Source organism: Microbulbifer sp. MI-G, from assembly GCF_030440425.1.
GTDB classification, from domain to species: domain Bacteria; phylum Pseudomonadota; class Gammaproteobacteria; order Pseudomonadales; family Cellvibrionaceae; genus Microbulbifer; species Microbulbifer spongiae.
Genome location: NZ_CP098023.1, coordinates 291,788 through 308,044 on the forward strand (window position 1 = coordinate 291,788; position 16,257 = coordinate 308,044).

At 59.4% G+C, this 16,257-nt stretch carries 17 protein-coding genes; 13 read left to right on the forward strand and 4 right to left on the reverse strand.

What is annotated here, in order from left to right:
* The first annotated feature begins 3 nt into the window (after nucleotides 1-3).
* From moaC to M8T91_RS01275, 7 genes are all read left to right on the forward strand, one after another.
* Complete coding sequence (gene moaC / locus M8T91_RS01245) at nucleotides 4-495, forward strand: cyclic pyranopterin monophosphate synthase MoaC (protein WP_301416044.1); 492 nt, start codon at nucleotides 4-6, stop codon at nucleotides 493-495.
* A 20-nt stretch (nucleotides 496-515) separates the two neighbouring features.
* Entirely contained in the window at nucleotides 516-761 is a 246-nt protein-coding gene (gene moaD, locus M8T91_RS01250) for a molybdopterin converting factor subunit 1 (protein ID WP_301416046.1), read from the forward strand.
* Nucleotides 762-771: 10 nt separating this feature from the next.
* Nucleotides 772-1,251 (forward strand): molybdopterin synthase catalytic subunit MoaE, encoded by a 480-nt coding sequence (gene moaE, locus M8T91_RS01255; RefSeq protein WP_301416048.1) that lies wholly within the window; start codon nucleotides 772-774, stop codon nucleotides 1,249-1,251.
* Nucleotides 1,236-2,018 (forward strand): molybdate ABC transporter substrate-binding protein, encoded by a 783-nt coding sequence (modA, locus tag M8T91_RS01260; RefSeq protein ID WP_301416050.1) that lies wholly within the window; start codon nucleotides 1,236-1,238, stop codon nucleotides 2,016-2,018. Before moaE ends, modA begins: the two co-directional genes overlap by 16 nt.
* On the forward strand, nucleotides 2,015-2,737 hold the full coding sequence (modB, locus tag M8T91_RS01265) for a molybdate ABC transporter permease subunit (RefSeq protein ID WP_301416051.1): 723 nt from the start codon (nucleotides 2,015-2,017) through the stop codon (nucleotides 2,735-2,737). Before modA ends, modB begins: the two co-directional genes overlap by 4 nt.
* On the forward strand, nucleotides 2,737-3,855 hold the full coding sequence (locus M8T91_RS01270; protein ID WP_301416052.1) for an ATP-binding cassette domain-containing protein: 1,119 nt from the start codon (nucleotides 2,737-2,739) through the stop codon (nucleotides 3,853-3,855). The genes modB and M8T91_RS01270 overlap by 1 nt, the downstream gene beginning before the upstream one ends.
* Before the next feature lie 100 nt (nucleotides 3,856-3,955).
* Nucleotides 3,956-5,146, forward strand: coding sequence for a hypothetical protein (locus M8T91_RS01275; RefSeq protein ID WP_301416055.1), 1,191 nt, complete (start codon nucleotides 3,956-3,958; stop codon nucleotides 5,144-5,146).
* Nucleotides 5,147-5,201: 55 nt separating this feature from the next.
* Here the strand turns inward: M8T91_RS01275 and M8T91_RS01280 are convergent, their stop codons facing one another.
* The gene (locus M8T91_RS01280) at nucleotides 5,202-6,815 is read right to left on the reverse strand and encodes an MFS transporter (protein ID WP_301416057.1); all 1,614 of its coding nucleotides are present in this window, start codon (nucleotides 6,813-6,815) and stop codon (nucleotides 5,202-5,204) included.
* 198 nt (nucleotides 6,816-7,013) lie between these two features.
* Between M8T91_RS01280 and narL the strand changes: the two genes are divergently transcribed.
* From narL to M8T91_RS01295, 3 genes are read left to right on the forward strand one after another with little or no spacing between them, the layout of a single operon-like run.
* Nucleotides 7,014-7,679: a two-component system response regulator NarL gene (gene narL, locus M8T91_RS01285; RefSeq protein WP_301416059.1), complete on the forward strand. Its 666-nt coding sequence runs from the start codon at nucleotides 7,014-7,016 to the stop codon at nucleotides 7,677-7,679.
* A gap of 46 nt (nucleotides 7,680-7,725) precedes the next feature.
* Nucleotides 7,726-8,955, forward strand: coding sequence for a molybdopterin molybdotransferase MoeA (gene moeA / locus M8T91_RS01290; RefSeq protein WP_301416061.1), 1,230 nt, complete (start codon nucleotides 7,726-7,728; stop codon nucleotides 8,953-8,955).
* Nucleotides 8,956-9,003: 48 nt separating this feature from the next.
* Nucleotides 9,004-9,504, forward strand: coding sequence for a GrpB family protein (locus tag M8T91_RS01295; protein ID WP_301416063.1), 501 nt, complete (start codon nucleotides 9,004-9,006; stop codon nucleotides 9,502-9,504).
* A gap of 128 nt (nucleotides 9,505-9,632) precedes the next feature.
* Here the strand turns inward: M8T91_RS01295 and M8T91_RS01300 are convergent, their stop codons facing one another.
* Both M8T91_RS01300 and M8T91_RS01305 read right to left on the reverse strand, forming a co-directional pair.
* Entirely contained in the window at nucleotides 9,633-10,778 is a 1,146-nt protein-coding gene (locus tag M8T91_RS01300) for a beta-ketoacyl-ACP synthase III (RefSeq protein WP_301416065.1), read from the reverse strand.
* A gap of 159 nt (nucleotides 10,779-10,937) precedes the next feature.
* Entirely contained in the window at nucleotides 10,938-11,627 is a 690-nt protein-coding gene (locus tag M8T91_RS01305; RefSeq protein WP_301416067.1) for a ComFC family protein, read from the reverse strand.
* Between the two features lie 167 nt (nucleotides 11,628-11,794).
* Here M8T91_RS01305 and bioB point away from each other — a divergent pair, with 167 nt between their 5' ends.
* From bioB to bioC, 3 genes are read left to right on the forward strand one after another with little or no spacing between them, the layout of a single operon-like run.
* Nucleotides 11,795-12,844 (forward strand): biotin synthase BioB, encoded by a 1,050-nt coding sequence (gene bioB / locus M8T91_RS01310; protein WP_301418981.1) that lies wholly within the window; start codon nucleotides 11,795-11,797, stop codon nucleotides 12,842-12,844.
* Nucleotides 12,841-14,034: an 8-amino-7-oxononanoate synthase gene (gene bioF / locus M8T91_RS01315; RefSeq protein WP_301416069.1), complete on the forward strand. Its 1,194-nt coding sequence runs from the start codon at nucleotides 12,841-12,843 to the stop codon at nucleotides 14,032-14,034. Before bioB ends, bioF begins: the two co-directional genes overlap by 4 nt.
* Nucleotides 14,031-15,578 carry a malonyl-ACP O-methyltransferase BioC gene (bioC, locus tag M8T91_RS01320; RefSeq protein WP_301416071.1) on the forward strand — a complete coding sequence of 516 codons (1,548 nt, stop codon included), beginning with the start codon at nucleotides 14,031-14,033 and terminating at the stop codon, nucleotides 15,576-15,578. Before bioF ends, bioC begins: the two co-directional genes overlap by 4 nt.
* Here bioC and M8T91_RS01325 read toward each other — a convergent pair.
* Entirely contained in the window at nucleotides 15,569-16,057 is a 489-nt protein-coding gene (locus M8T91_RS01325; RefSeq protein WP_301416074.1) for a L,D-transpeptidase family protein, read from the reverse strand. The genes bioC and M8T91_RS01325 overlap by 10 nt on opposite strands.
* Nucleotides 16,058-16,257: the final 200 nt, after the last annotated feature.

Here is a 16,257-nt window from a genome sequence, read left to right on the forward strand (position 1 = left end):
TTGGTGAGCCGGTTAACCCACCTCAACCAGCGCGGTGAAGCCAGCATGGTGGATGTCACCGGGAAAGACATCACCGACCGCAGCGCTTTGGCCGAGAGCCGTATCTGCATGAGTGCGGAAGCTTTTGAACTGCTCAGCCAGGGGGCCCACAAGAAAGGCGATGTGTTATCGGTGGCCCGCATTGCCGGCATCCAGGCGGCCAAGAAAACCTCGGATTTAATTCCCCTGTGCCACCCCCTGGCGCTGACCAAGGTGGCACTGGAGTTTGAATTGCAGCCGCACCAGCACAGCGTACAGATCACCGCTTTCTGCCGCCTGGCCGGGCGCACCGGTGTGGAAATGGAGGCATTAACCGCAGCCTCGGTGGCGGCGCTGACCATTTACGATATGTGCAAGGCGGTAGACCCGTCTATGGCAATCGGTCCGACCCGGTTGCTGCAAAAAACCGGCGGCAAGCGCGGCCACTGGCGCGGCGCCGGGTCGGACAAAACGTAAAAATTCAGAGGTAAAAAGCGATGGTGAAGGTTCTGTTTTTCGCGCGCCTGCGCCAGCAATTGGGCAGGGGCGAGATGACTCTGGCAGATTTTTCCGGCAGCCTCGGTGACCTGCGTGAAACCTTATGTGAGCAACACCCGGATTGGCGTGCACACCTGCAACGGGAGGATATCCGTATGGCAGTGAACCAGGCGCTGGCGGACACCGGGGAACGGGTGCAGGCCGGGGATGAAGTCGCATTTTTCCCACCGGTCACTGGCGGTTAGTGGTGTCCGTATGAATGCCGTTGATCGTATTGCAGTGTGTGAAACACCGCTCGATGTGGCTGGCGAATATGCGGCTCTGCAGGGCAGCAGCGGCGATGGTGCCTGCGCCCTGTTTGTGGGCAGCGTACGCGATTTCAATGCCGGTCGAGATGTCTGCGGCCTGGCCCTGGAGCACTATCCGGGTATGACCGAAAAAAGCCTGCAAGGCATTATTGTTGATGCGCGCAGCCGCTGGCCCCTGGGTCGTGTGGCCATTGTTCACCGGGTTGGGCCCATGCAGATCAACGATGAGATTGTTTTTATCGGTGTCACCAGCCCCCATCGCCAGGCTGCCTTTGCCGCCTGCCAGTACATGATGGACCGCCTCAAAACCGAGGCGCCTTTCTGGAAGCGCGAAACCGTTTCAGATCAGTCCGGTAACACCTCGCAGCGCTGGATCGAGGCCCGCGCCAGCGATGCGGAGGAGATGGACAAGTGGTCCGCCGGCTGAGTCTGCTGCTGCCCGCGCTGCTGGTGGCAATGGCGCTGCCGGTGAATGCCGATAATTGCACCTTGCGAGTGGCGGTAGCGGCCAGCTTCCGCCCGGCGCTGGAGCAGGTGTTGCCGGAATTTGGCCGTCGCCATGCCTGCCCGGTCCAGCTCAGCAGTGGCAGTTCCGGCGTGCTCTACCAACAGATAGCACACCGCGCCCCCTTCGACTTATTCCTCTCCGCCGACCGCGAGCGGCCCGAGTTGCTGGAAAAACAGGGCGGTGTGCTGGGAAACAGTCGCCAGACTTACGCCCTGGGATTGCTGGCGCTCTGGCACCCGAAGTCAGAATCGAATATCGAACAGCTAATGCAAACGTGGCCCGATACAATCGTCTTGGCGGATCCCAGGGTGGCGCCTTTTGGCAATGCTGCCCGGCAGGTATTGGAAGGCCTGGGCTTATGGGAGAAAAAGCAAACCCAGCTGGCGCGAGCCCACAACGCCGGTCAGGCCTACTTAATGCTGGATTCCGGCAATGCCCAGTTGGGCTTTGTCGCAGCCAGCCAGATGCGCGCAGCCGGGCGCACTAACTTCTGGTTGCTGCCGCAGCATTGGTATCACCCGATTGAACAGCAACTGGTGATTCCCATTCAGAGCCGTCGTCCCCAAAAAGCACAGGCTCTCGCCGATTATTTGCGTTCGCCGGAAGTGCAGGCGCAACTGCGTCGCCTGGGTTATGGCGTTTTACCGGCAGCAGATCGGGGGAGAGAGGGAGGGCGCGGGCTATGACGATCACCGCTGCCGACTGGCAGGCCCTGTGGCTGACCTTAAAGCTGGCCGGGCTGACGACCTTACTGCTGTTTGTGATTGGTGTGCCCCTGGCCTGGCAGTTGAGTCAATGGCAGAGCCGCTGGCGTCACGGTATCGAGGTCTTGATTACCCTGCCACTGGTGTTGCCGCCGACGGTGCTGGGTTTTTATTTGCTGTTGTTATTTTCCCCCAATTTCGCCCCCGGTCAGTGGTTGTCACAGCTTTTTGGTGGCCCCCTGGTATTTTCTTTCACCGGCCTGGTGTTTGCCTCGGTGATTTATTCCCTGCCGTTTATGGTACAACCGCTGCTGGCCGCGTTTCACGCCAACGGCCAGCGCCTGACCCATGCCGCTGCTGCACTGGGTATTCCACCCTGGGTGGCGTTATGGAAAGTACTCTTGCCCGCAAGCCGCGCCGCAATTGTGAGCGCCTGCGCGCTGACTTTTGCCCACACCCTGGGTGAGTTTGGCGTGGTGCTGATGATCGGCGGCGCTATTCCCGGTGAGACCCAGGTGGTTTCTATCGCGCTCTACCAGCATGTGGAAACGATGGAGTATGGTGCGGCGCACCGGCTGGCCCTGATGTTAATGGGGCTGACCACCGTACTCTTGCTGGTGGCTCGTTGGTTGGGATATGTCCTGGCGCCGCGCAGCTCGAATGCAGCGCCTGCCAGGCCGGTAGTGGGGGTATTGGGCTAATGGAAATCACCCTGTCCCTGTTCGGTACCGCCACCACCGTCTCTGACTCTACCGGGCTCAGCGTCGAAGGGCTGGTGACCTCCTTCAATGCTGCTACCCCCTGGCAATTAAGCCTGCCGGCCAGTGGTGTTTTCGGCCTGACCGGCCCCTCCGGCAGCGGCAAGAGTACATTGCTGGCGGCCCTGGCCGGCCAGCGCCGCTGCCGCGGTAAAATCTCTTTTGCCAATACCGTCTGGCAATGTGGGCGCCGCGCGCTGTCTACCCACAAGCGCGCGCTCTCTCTGGGTTTCCAGGACAGTTGCCTGTTTGCCGGGCAGTCGGTGGCAGATAACCTGGCGCTGGCCCGCCGCTACAGCCGCAGGCCCGTGCCCGGGGAAGAGTGTGACCAGCTTTTGAAGGCTTTTGGTATTGCGCCACTGCTACATCAGCCGGTAGAGCTATTATCCGGTGGCGAGGCCCAGCGCGTGGCGCTGTTGCGCCAGCTTTTCCACAATGCACCGCTGCAGTTGTTCGATGAACCGCTGTCAGCAGTGCAGCGGACCCAGGTGTTGCGCTGTCTGTTGCCGACCCTGCGGGATTTCTGGGCCCGCTACCCGGCACTGGTGATCTGGACCAGTCACGACTTTGACGAGATACAATTGCTGGCCCAGCGCTGTTTATGGATGGACGCTGCCGATTTATCTGCGCCGCTCACCCTGCCTGAAGTTGCTCGGCACCTGGATACTCAGGGTGTGGGGGATAGCTGCCGCAGCCGCATAGAGGCGCGGGTGGAATCCCTGCAGGAGAGCCTGCTCACCCTGGATTTGGGGGGGATTGCCCTCTATGCAGACAGAGTCGCTGGCCATTACCGCAAAGGCGATACGGCGGCTTTTCTGCTGGAAGCCGGCGATATCAGCCTCAGTGCAGAGAGGCCGGGCCTGTCCAGTATGCTCAACTGCCTGCCGGTAATGCTGGCTGCAAAACTGCATCTGGCCGATGGCCGCATACGACTGCAATTAACTGCCGCAGGGCAGGTGTTGTACGCGGATATTTCCCGCCTCTCCTGCGAGCGCCTGCAACTGCGCGATGGCGCAACCTACTTTGCCCAATTCAAGGCCGGCAGTCTTGCCGGTTTGTAAGTGATCTTTGAGAAAATGGTTGTGCGAAAAATAGTAACTAGCTAAAACCCCGGATGATTTTTTGCTATGTTTGAATGCCAGCTAACTAGATGGTACTCATATGGGCGTTTTAATAGGAATTTCCCTCTTTAACGAGGGCGATAAGTGTTACAGGGAAAAAGCACAGCATGAGGGCATACCCATAGCGAAAGCGGTGCGTGTTGAGGATTTATATCCGGTCCTGGCCCGCTGTATTAAAGAGAATGGCCACCATTATCGCTTAAACCGCTCGGGACCGGATACCCTGGAAATAGAGGAGGAGGTTCAGGATTGTGAGCCCTACCGGATCAATTATTTCCAGTACCATATTTGCCGAAAGGACGATACTGTCGTTATTCGCTCTACCTACAAAGACGATGGCCTGTACTTTTACCTGGCTTGCCGCGCCGCCAGCGGGCAAAAGGTCAAGATCGCTTTTCATGGTGAACACCCGTTTTATAACCAAGACTCTATTGCTGAATATCAGGGAGCGGGTAACTACCACCTGGCCTCCTTCTTCGATCTTGAATACTTGCCCGGTTATATCGAAGCGCACTGCCAGCGTTTCAGTCATTATTCAGAATACTGGTCTTATCATTTCTTTATTCCGAATTTGGGCAGGGTTGGATTGAATAATCACACATCCGATCCAACACAAGCTGTCTACAATCTCGATTTCGATCACCCGGAACGAAAGTTGAAAATATTCCAGTCGGCTATTGAAAAGGATGGCTGTTACTATTTTCGCAACACCCTCACGACAGAAAGACTTGTGGAAGTACTTGAGGAAATGAAGGCAGAGTTACAGCCGAAAGGCGTTACGACGATCTTGGGTTGTTTTGAGGCTGTCCACCAGAATTATTTTGACATTGAAAGCACCATCGAGACTGATACCAGTCTGGCCTCGGTTGTGCAAGAGCTTACCGCGTACCGACAAATTGTCCGTGAAGGCCCCGTTCAATTTGCGGTAACGGAAAACGCAGATGGGTCTTTTACCGTGCATGCTTACTATTTCCAGGAGCCTGAGGGTTACAGTTATACGATCAGTGATGAGGATATCTCTGACGGCCATATTTCTCTGGATAAGTTCCACGATATGGATTTTTACGAGGATATGTGCCGCGCCATTGCCAGGCATCTATGCCCGACGATGCCAACGGTAGAAGATTTGGACGAGGTGGCAATCTATTATCACAGGGATTCAGATCGAAAGCTGATCGCCAGCCTTTTTGAGGAAACGGATATCACTCCGATGTTGACTCAGGTGAAATAAAAAAGGGGAGGTGAAGACCTCCCCGAATTTACGTTATCCCGTGAGTGAAACCGAATTACGGATTATAGAATTCGCCGTTCTTGCGCAGGTAGAACCAGTAGTTAATCACCAGGCATACCGCATAGAAGATGGCGAAGCCTGCCAGTGCGTATTCCGGGGTGGTGGCCTTGATTTGCTCACCGAAGACCTTGGGAATATAGAAGGCACCGTAGGCGGCGACCGCTGAGGTCCATCCCAGCACCGGGCCTGCCTGCTCCTTGGGAAACACCATGGCAATGGTGCGGAAAGTGGAGCCGTTGCCGATACCGGTGGCGGCAAACAGGATCAAAAACAGCAGGAAGAAGGGCAGGAAGAATGTTTCCGGAGTGGCTGAAGCGTAGGCGGCTTTCATATAGTAGGCCACACCCAAAGCGCTCGCCACCATAATGACCGCGCAGATCTGGGTGACCAGGGCTCCGCCGATACGGTCGGAAATCCAGCCACCCACCGGGCGGATCAGGGCGCCGATAAAGGGACCCATCCAGGCGTACATCAGGGCACTGGGGCCGTTGTTATTGATGGTATCATGGGTCATTACCCCATCCACCATGACATGGCTGTAACCGAAGATGACCTTGATGGCCAGCGGGAAAGCGGCGGCGAAGCCGATAAAGCTGCCGAAGGTCATGGTGTAGATCACACTCATCACCCAGGTGTGCTTGTTGTTGAAGATGCGGTACTGGCGCTGCAGGCTGGTTTTGATCTCGCCGGGCAGGAATTTGAGGCCCAGCACCGTAGCGGCAATCACCAGCACCAGTACCACTTCCTTGGGCACCCCCCAGCCGGAACCGTTGGCTGCCTCCGGCAGCAGCAGCCACAGACCCACCACGGCGGTAAACAGGCCGATGCCCAGCATCATGGTCATCTTGACCATAGCGCCGAGGGCGCTGCCCACATCCGGGGAGACCTCTTCGGTGCGCAGGTTGTTCATACCGAACCAGCCGATAAAGGCCAGGGGGAGCAAAAACAGCAGCCACACAAAGCCGGCATTCTGAATCCATGCCTCGGAGCCCGCCGGTACCTTGCCGATCAGGGAGCCGGAGCTGCTCACCAGGGTCATGGGATCGCCGCCGGCAGCGCCGAAGGCACCGAAGGTCATAAACAGCGGTACCAGGATCTGCATGGTGGTAACACCGAAGTTGCCCAGGCCTGCATTCAGGCCCAGGGCCAGGCCCTGTTTTTCCCTGGGGAAAAAGAAACTGATGTTGGACATGGAAGAGGCGAAGTTACCACCGCCGATACCGGACAGCAGCGCCAACAGCTGGAATGTCCACAGCGGGGTTTCCTTATTCTGCAGGGCGATGCCGGCGCCGAGGGCGGGAATCATCAGCAGCGCAGTGGTAAACACGATGGTGTTGCGCCCGCCAAACAACCGGATAAAGAAGCTGCTGGGAATGCGCAGGGTCGCTCCGGTGAGCCCGGCGATCGCCATCAGGGTAAACAGGTCGGCCTTGGCAAAGGGAAAGCCGAGGTTGAGCATTTGTACGGTGATAATGCCCCAGTAGAGCCACACAGCGAAGCCGCACAGGAGACTGGGAATAGATATCCACAGGTTGCGGTTTGCGATTTTTTTGCCCTTGGACTGCCAGAATTTGCTGTCCTCCGGGGCCCATTCGTAGATGTCAGACACAGCGGCCACTCCTCCTAGAAATGATTCTTGCAGCCACTATGGGCCGGGGGCCCTGTGTGCTCAATTACCCTCAGTAAGTAATCCCTTTGCCCTGTGCGCGTATTGACTACCTCTTTGGGGGTAGCCGCAGCCGCTGGGCGCTATGGTAAAGTCACTGTTCAGATTTAATACAAATCGCACCACAAAGCAGGATTCTCCATGACCCAGTCCGCCACCGTCATGATGGTCGATGACCACCCCCTGTTCCGCAAGGGGCTCAAGCAACTGTTTGCCATGGAGCCCGGCCTGGAACTGGTGGCCGAGGCCAGCAGCGGGGAGGAAGCGCTGCAACTGGCCAAGCAACACGAACCGGACCTTATTCTGCTGGACCTGAATATGCGCGGCATGGACGGGCTGGACACCCTGCGCGCGATGCGTGCCGCCGATGTGACCTCGCGCATCGTCATTCTCACGGTGTCCGACAATAATGCCGATGTTGTATCCTGCATTCGCGCTGGTGCCGACGGCTATCTGCTCAAGGATATGGAGCCCGAAGACATTCTCGAGCAGGTGATCCAGGCCACCCACGGCAAGCTCGCTATCAGCCAGCGCCTCACCGAAATCCTCGCCTCGGCTTTGCGCAAACCGGACAACTCCGGCGCAGACACCCTCTCCAGTCTCACCAGTCGCGAATACCAGATACTGCAGCTGATTGCCGACGGCCTCAGCAATAAACTGATCGCCCGTGAGCTGGATATCAGTGATGCCACCGTCAAGGTACACGTGAAACACCTGTTGAAGAAGCTGGGAATGCGCTCCCGTGTGGAGGCCGCCGTGTGGATGGTCAACCAGAAGCGCCCGGAGTCCCAGGACCGGGCCCACTGACGCGCGCCGCGCCCAGCGGCAAGGAATACAGTGAGAGAGGTTTCCCATGCCCACCATTGACTGCTGTGCCCAGCCGGGCCTGATGCCCCTCGAAAGCGCCCGTGAAAAACTGCTGCAGGTGCTGAGCCCCATTGCAGGAACCGAGACACTGCCACTGGTGCGTGCGAGTGGCCGGATACTGGCTGAGGAGATCCGTTCCGGTGTGCATCTGCCGCCCTGTGACAACTCTGCCATGGATGGTTATGCCCTGCGCTTTGAAGACCTGGCCAGCGGCCTGCCGCTGGAACTGATCGGCAAGTCCTTCGCCGGAGCCCCCTTCGATGGGGTGGTGAATCCGGGCACCTGTGTGCGCATTATGACTGGTGCCGCCCTGCCCGCCGGGGCCGACACCGTCGTTATGCAGGAAAATGTCAATGCCCGGGGCGAGTCGATTCGCATTACCTGCCAGGTCTGTCCCGGTGACCATATCCGCCGCTGCGGCGAGGATGTGGCTGAAGGCGCTGCCCTGCTGGAGCGCGGCGAGTGTATCAGCATTGCCCATATCGCCCTGCTGGCAGCCGCCGGTGTGGAGAGGGTGACGGTGCTGCGCAAACCGGTTATCGCACTCTTCTCCACTGGCGACGAGTTACGCCAGCCGGGAGAGGCCCTTGGTAAAGGGGATATTTACGACAGCAATCGTATCGCCCTGCTGGCGGCTCTGGCGCAGATGAACCTGGAAGTGCTGGATCTGGGAGTACTGCCGGATAACGAACAGGCCATCAGTGAGGCTCTGCAGCGCGCTGCGCGGGATGCCGATGCCATTATCACCTCCGGTGGTGTCTCCGTCGGCGAGGCGGACTATACCCGCGAGGTGCTGGAAGCGCTGGGTGAAATCAGCTTTTGGAAAGTGGCCATCAAACCCGGCAAACCCTTCGCCTTTGGTAACCTGCAGGGCACCCCCTTCTTCGGTCTGCCCGGCAATCCGGTCTCCGCACTGGTCACTTTCTACCAGCTCACCGTGCCCGCCCTCACCGTATTGAAAGGGGGCCGATGGCATGGCCCGCAGGCACTCACCGCACGCTTGTTAACCTCCCTGAAAAAGAAACCCGGGCGCACCGATTTCCAGCGCGGTATCTATCGCACCGGTGACTGCGGTGAACTGGTGGTGGAGCCGGTGGGTAGCCAGGGCAGCCATATTCTTACCGGTCTTGCCGTTGCCAATTGCTTTATAGTGCTGGCCCGAGAGAGTGGGGGTGTTGAAGCCGGAGACCGGGTAGTAATTGAGCCTTTGCCTTGAGGGTGCCGCCGGGCACAGGGTTGGCACGATTCATGAAAGTAAAGACAGATGACAGCACCGGTAATACTCAAAGCATACGATGCATCCTGGGCTTCAATATTCGAGCGGGAAAAGCGACACTTGATGGCCATAGCCGGGGAGTGGAATCACGGCGGTATTGAGCATGTGGGGAGCACGGCTGTTCCGGGAATGGTAGCTAAACCTGTGGTCGATATCATGTTTGGTGTCAGGTCACTGGCGGGCTCAGCACCCGCTATCGATGTGCTTGTGGAGTCCGGTTATCAATACTGGCCCTACAAAGCGGAGGTCATGCACTGGTTTTGCAAACCGTCTGATACCTTCCGCACCCATCACCTCCATTTAATCCCCTTTGAGAGCCCGCTGTGGCGGGAACGCATCCAATTCCGTGACTTGTTGCGCTCCAACCGGGACGTGGCAATCCAATATGCACAGCTGAAACGCAAACTGGCAGCCACCCACAAAGAAGACCGCGAAGCCTATACCGAGAAAAAGTGGCCGTTTATCCGCCAGGCATTGCAGAATGCGTAGTGTCAACAAATGCATCAAGCGCGGTTTTTTTATTGCTAATGCCGCTCTGTGGCAATGCTAAAGTGCAGGAAGAGCGGAAGGGCTCTCTGGCTGCAGCGCCATCAATCAATCCCGGGCTCGGTCGTCAATCAGACAGCGACTTTCTCCACTACCAGGCTGCCAATTGAGTAGCCGGCACCAAATGAGCAGATAATGCCGCGCTCACCCGGTGTCAGGTCATCACTGTACAGGTTGAAGGCAATCACTGAACCGGCACTGGCTGTGTTGGCATAGCGGTCCAATACCACTGGGGCGCGTTCTACGCTGGCATCGTCGCCCATTAACTTCTTGGTAATCAGGTTGTTCATATTGATATTGGCCTGGTGCAGCCAGTAGCGGCTTACTTCCCGCGGATCTGTGCCGGTTTCGCCCAGGTGTTTTTCGATATGCGCCGCAGCCATTGGGCAGACTTCTTTGAAGACTTTACGTCCGTTCTGGCGGAACAGTTTGTCGGGTCCAAAGGGGTCGACATCGGCGGCGCGCGCCGTATAGCCGAAATTCGAGCGGATATTGTTGGAGTAAAGGGTTTTCGCCTTGGTGCCCAGCACCTCCCAGGCACTGTCCACGGCGCAGGTCTCGCGGCGCTCCACCACACTGGCAACCGCCACGTCACCAAAAATAAAGTGGCTGTCGCGGTCGGTGAAATCCACCTGCGGCGAGGCCAGCTCGGCGTTGATCACCAGTGCCGTATGCGCGGCGCCGGAGCTGATTGCGTCCACGGCGCGCTGCAGGGAAAAGGTGGCGGAGGAGCAGGCCACTTCCATATCGAAGGCAAAGCCGTCGATGCCGAGCGCACCCTGGATTTCTATCGCAATGGCCGGGTAGGCGCGCTGCATATAGGAGGCACCGACAATCACCATATCCACATCGGAGGCGTGCTTGCCGGCTTTTGCCAGCGCCAGCCTGGCGGCATTGACACCCATTTCGGCCTGTACACACAGCTCGTCGTCCTTGCGCTCGGGAATAAAGGGACGCATGCGCTCCGGATCGAGGATACCTTCACGGGTGACCACGTAGCGGCTCTTGATGCCGGAGGCGTTTTCAATAAATGCCGCCGAGGACTGGGGCTTTGGCTGCATCGCCCCGGCGTCGATCTCTTGCGCGTTCACGCGGTTGTAGTGTCGGGCGTAGGTGTTATAGGCATCCACCAGTTCTTCGTTGCTGATCGCTTCCGGTGGGGTCCACAGGCCTGTGCCGCTGATGACTATGCCCTCTGGCAATTTGTATGCACTCATCGCTGAATCCCCGGCCCACACCAGGCGGCATGCGGGCAATTACTCACTGAATAGAACCTTAGCAGTGTTGTTTCGACTGGCCCCGAGGCACCAGTTGAACAAGACAGTTTATTTTTGCGCCAATAGCAGGGCGGGTCCATCTGTGGTCGCGCCGAAGAGTCAGGGTGTTCTGGCCAAAACGAAGGCGCTGACCTTCCCAGCCCCGGCAAGCAGCAGTTTTTGTGCCGCTGCCTCCAGGGTGGCGCCGGTGGTCAGTACATCGTCCACCAGCCCCACATGGCAGCCCCCGACATTTTCGCGCAGGGCGAAACTCTGCAGCAAATTGCGCAGGCGCTGGGGGCGCCGCAACTGCGACTGGGTCTGGGTGGCGACAACCTTGCGCAGCAGGCGCGGGCGTACCGGCAATTGCCAGTGCCGCCCCAGCCCCGCGGCAATCAGCTGCGCCTGGTTGTATCCCCGCCGCCAGTAGCGACGCCAGTGCAGGGGGATAGGGGCGAGCAGGTCCGGGCGCTCAGCTGCGGGCTCCATCACCTGTGCCGCCAGTTGCACGAGGCTGTGGCCGGCGGCCAGATCGCCGCGGTATTTAAAGCGCTGGATCAGTTGGTTCACAGGATAGGCGTACTGCCAGGCCGCCCGCACGCCCGAGAGATGGGGCGGCTGCCGGAGGCAGTCGGGGCAATACCGTGCGGCGGAGGGCAGGGGCTGGGCACAGGTTTCACAGGCATTGCCCAGCCGGGGCAGCTCCGCTGCACAGGGCGTGCAGAGGCCGCTCTCACCCGCTCTGTCTCCACACAACAGGCACTGTGCCAGGTTGTGTGAGAGCAGAGCGGATAAAGAGTGGTAAACCATAATCAGGCAATTGAGTTGACAGCGATTGGGCCGCGGCTAAACTGGCCAGCTTGTCCGGTCGTGTGCGCCAGTGGCATTAGAGCCTGCCGACCGGTCCCGTGCGGATCGCACCAGCACACATCATGCCAGCAACAGAGAGAGTAAGCCCTGTGACCGCCGCTCAGCAAATGCCCGCCGCCGAGATTCGCCACGATTGGACCCGTCAGCAGGTTCTGGATCTGTTCGCGATGCCGTTTAGCGATCTGATGTTCACCGCTCAGCAGGTGCACAGGGTACACTTTGATGCCAACCGGGTGCAGGTGAGCACCCTCTGTTCCATCAAGACCGGCGCCTGCCCGGAAGACTGCGCCTACTGCCCGCAAAGTGCCCGCTACGATACCGGCCTTGCGCGGGAAACGCTGATGCAGGTGGAGAAGGTGCTGGAAGAGGCCCGCGCGGCCAAGGCCGGTGGTGCCACCCGCTTTTGCATGGGTGCAGCCTGGCGTTCGCCCAAGAAAAAAGACATGCCCTATATCACTCAGATGGTGCGCGATGTGAAAGCGCTGGGTATGGAAACCTGTATGACCCTGGGTATGCTGAGCGATGAGCAGGCCCAGGCACTGGCCGATGCAGGACTGGATTACTACAACCACAATCTGGATACCTCGCCAGAATATTATGGCGAGATCATCACCACCCGCACCTATCGGGATCGTCTGGAGACCCTGGGCCGGGTGCGCGCAGCCGGTATGAAAGTCTGTGCCGGTGGTATTGTCGGCATGGGCGAGGGCGACAGGGATCGCGCCGGTCTGCTGATGCAGCTGGCCAACCTGCCCGAACACCCGGAGTCGGTGCCGATCAATATGCTGGTACGGGTGGCCGGTACCCCCCTGGAAAAACAGAAAGACCTGGACCCCTTCGAGTTTATTCGCTGTATCGCCGTGGCCAGAATCATGATGCCAAGGTCCCATGTGCGCCTGTCGGCGGGACGCGAACAGATGAGCGACGAGATGCAGTCAATGGCCTTCCTGGCCGGAGCCAACTCTATTTTCTATGGGGAAAAACTGCTGACCACCGCCAACCCCGAAGCCAACAGGGATATGCAGCTGTTCAGCCGCCTGGGAATTCAGCCGGAGGAATACCGTCAGTACAGCGATGAGTCTGAGGTGGAAGCGGAGTTGAGTGCTCAAATCAGCGAGCGGCAACATGATGCGTTTTTCTACGACGCGGCTAAATGACCCTGGATCAAACCCTGCGCCAGCGTCTCGATGCGCGGTGCCGGCACAATCTCTATCGGGAAGTCAAAACCCTGGATTCGGTGCCGGGCCCCCTGGCCAGGGTGAATGGTCGCGAACTGCTCGCCTTCTGCAGTAACGATTACCTGGGGCTGGCAACCCGTCCCGAAGTTATCCGTGCCCAGCAGACCGGTGCCGAACTGGGCACCGGCGCCACCGCTTCCCACCTGGTCAACGGCCACTTGCAGATCCACCAGCAGTTGCAACACAAACTCGCCGAAGTCACCGGGCGCGAGGCGGCGCTGGTGTTTTCCAGTGGCTATATGGCCAACCTGGGTACACTCTGTGCACTGTTGGGGCGCGCCGATAATATCATTTCCGACAAGTTCAACCACGCTTCCCTGATTGATGGTGCGCGCCTGTGCGGTGCCTACAGCCTGCGTTTTCCACACAATGACCTGGAGGGACTGCATCGCCAGTTACAGCGCGCCGCCGGGCGCGGTGGCAATACCCTGGTGGCGGTGGATGGTGTGTACAGCATGGATGGCGACCTCGCGCCAATGGCGGAAATTGCCGGCCTGTGCCGGGCATATGGTGCCTGGTTGATGGTGGATGAAGCGCACGGATTCGGGGTGATGGGCAGTGAACAATGGCCCCTGGCGGGCAGCTGCGCTGCGGTGGGCCTCGGCCAGTCTGAAGTGCAGGCCATTATGGGCACCCTGGGCAAGGCCGCCGGTAATGCCGGGGCCTTTGTGGCCGGTTCCCGCACACTGATTGATTACCTGGTGCAGTTTGCCCGCCCCTATATCTATACCACCGGCATGCCGCCGGCGGTGGCCGCCGGTTGTGTCGCCGCCATTGATCTGATGCGCAGCGAGCCCCAACTGGCCCGGCGACTGGAGGAAAATATTGCGTATTTCCGCCGGCGTGCCGCCCAGCAGCAGTTACCCCTGACAGACGCTCCCGGCGCTATCCAGCCACTGCCGATCGGCTGTGCAGAAACCGTTATGACGGTGTCAGCGGCGTTGGAACGGCGCGGTTTTATGGTGGGTGCCATACGCCCGCCCACGGTGCCCGCGGGCACCGCCCGCCTGCGTATTACCCTGAGTGCCTGCCACAGCCACTGCCAGATTGATGCGCTACTCGATGCCCTTAGCGCAGTGCTGCGGGAAAATCACGCGGTGTGCCGGTGAGCCAGGTTGAAAACCTGGTGTTTCTGCACGGCTGGGATGGGGATTCGCATCCGTGGCAGCCGCTGCTTGCGGCTGTGCGCGAACAGCTGGAGCTGCCCCTTTACTGTATCGGCCTGCCGGGTTTTGGCGAGCGCAGTGCCGAGCCCTGGCCGCAGGAGGAAGCCCTTTTACAACAGCTCTACCAGTCACTGCCACGAAACTGTGTGTTGGTGGGACATTCCCTCGGCGGTATGCTGGCTTTGCGCTTGGCAGCCAGGCCGGGACAGAAAAAAATCCGCGGGATGATCACTATCTCTGCCAATGCCTGTTTCGTGGCGCGGGATAACTGGCCGGGTATGCCGCGGTGTACCTTTGAGAGTTTTCGCGCGGCCTTTGAGCGAGACCCCCACGGCACCTGGGAGCGCTTTTGTGGCCTGCAGTCCCAGGGTGACAAAGCCATGCGCGCCCTGCTCAAACACCTCAGGGGGCGCAGGCCCGATATCCACCCGGAGGCCTGGTTGCAGTCCCTGGATTGCCTGGCCGAACTGGATAATCGCGCGCTATTGCAGGACCTGGCAATTCCGGCCCTGTACCTGTTTGGCAGGAATGATGCCCTGGTGCCCCGAGCGGCGGTGGAGGAAATCCGGGCCAGTGGTGCCCCGGTGGTGGTAATGGCGGGTTGCGGTCACAAGCCGCACCTGTCGCAGCCGGGCCAGGTGGCCGGGCAGTTGCGGCAGTTTGTGCATGGCCTGTCTTCTCCTGGTGCCCCGGGAGCGGCGCCCTTCGACAAGTCCGCGGTGGCGCGCTCTTTCGGTCGTGCCGCCGGCAGCTATGACGATTGTGCCCACCTGCAGCGGGCGGTGTGCCGCCAGCTGGCGAACATGGCAGAGTATCACTGGGTGCCGCGCACCATTGTCGATTTGGGCAGTGGTACTGGTTTTGGCACCACACTGTTGCGCCAGCACTTTCCGCAAGCACATATTGTCGCTTTGGATCTGGCCGAGGCCATGCTGCGCTTCGCGCGCAGTGAGCGGCCGCACGCGGGCGGTTATATCGCCGCGGATGCGGAGCAGCTGCCCCTTGCAGACGGCAGTGTGGATCTGGTGTTTTCCAGTTTGGCGCTGCAATGGTGCTACCGGCTGCCGCAGTTGTTTGCGGAATTCGGCAGAGTGCTGGCGCCGCAGGGCCATTGCCTGGTGGCCACGCTGGGACCCGGCACCCTGGCGGAACTGCGCAATAGTTGGGCCCGGGTGGACACCGGTGTACACGTCAACCGCTTTCTGCCCCTGGCCGATTGGCGCGATGCCGTGCGGCATGGCGGGTTGCAGGGAGAGGTGCGGCGGGAGCAGCGCCTGTTGTACTTCGACAGCCTGCGCCGGCTGATGCAGGAGTTGAAAGGGGTGGGGGCGCACAATATCAACCGCGCCGCCAGGCGGGGAATGACCGGGCGCGCCAGACTGCAGCGCCTGGGTGTGGCCTATGAGAGCCTCAGGCAGCCCCGGGGGCTGCCGGTGAGCTACGAGGTCATTTACCTGAAGCTTGCGCGGGGGGGCGATCAGGGGTAGATATCGATGGGCGTGGGTGTCTTGACCAGGGCCCAGATCTCGTCCATCTCCCGGTTCGAGGCCACTGCGATACAGCCGTCGGTCCAGTTGTTGCGGCGCAGGTGTCTCTCCATATGGGACCACTCCGGTTTGATGCCGTGGACCATGATATCGCCGCCGGGGTTGACCCCCAGCCTGGCTGCGCGTGCGCGGTCCTGTTTATTCGGGTAAGACACGTGGATGGAGCGGTAAAAGCGGCTGTTGGGGTTCTTCCAGTCCAGGGTGTAGCGGCCCTCGGGGGTGCGCTCATCCCCCTGGCGGACCTTGTGTCCCCTGGGGTTATCGCCGAAGGAAACGGTGTAGCTTTTCACCACCCGGCCGTTGCGCATCAGCTGCATCAGCTTCTTGGATTTGTACACTACAACATGGTCGACAGGGGTCACTTTCGCTGAGGCGAGCAGGGGCACCGCCAGCAGCAGGGCAATGGTCAGGTATCGCATGGTCTTAAGCTGTTTGAGTATTTTCAGTTATTTCTGGAGTTACCGCGTCCCTGCAGAACAGTTTCCCCATTTAAAAGGGGGTTATTTTGTCAGCGCAACCCCGTGTCTTTGTTATCAGTACCCGGTTTGAATTGTTCAAAATTTGCGCTACATGGATAAATTACCATCAAGTTGGTGGCGTGAAAAGCCACTATAAGAAA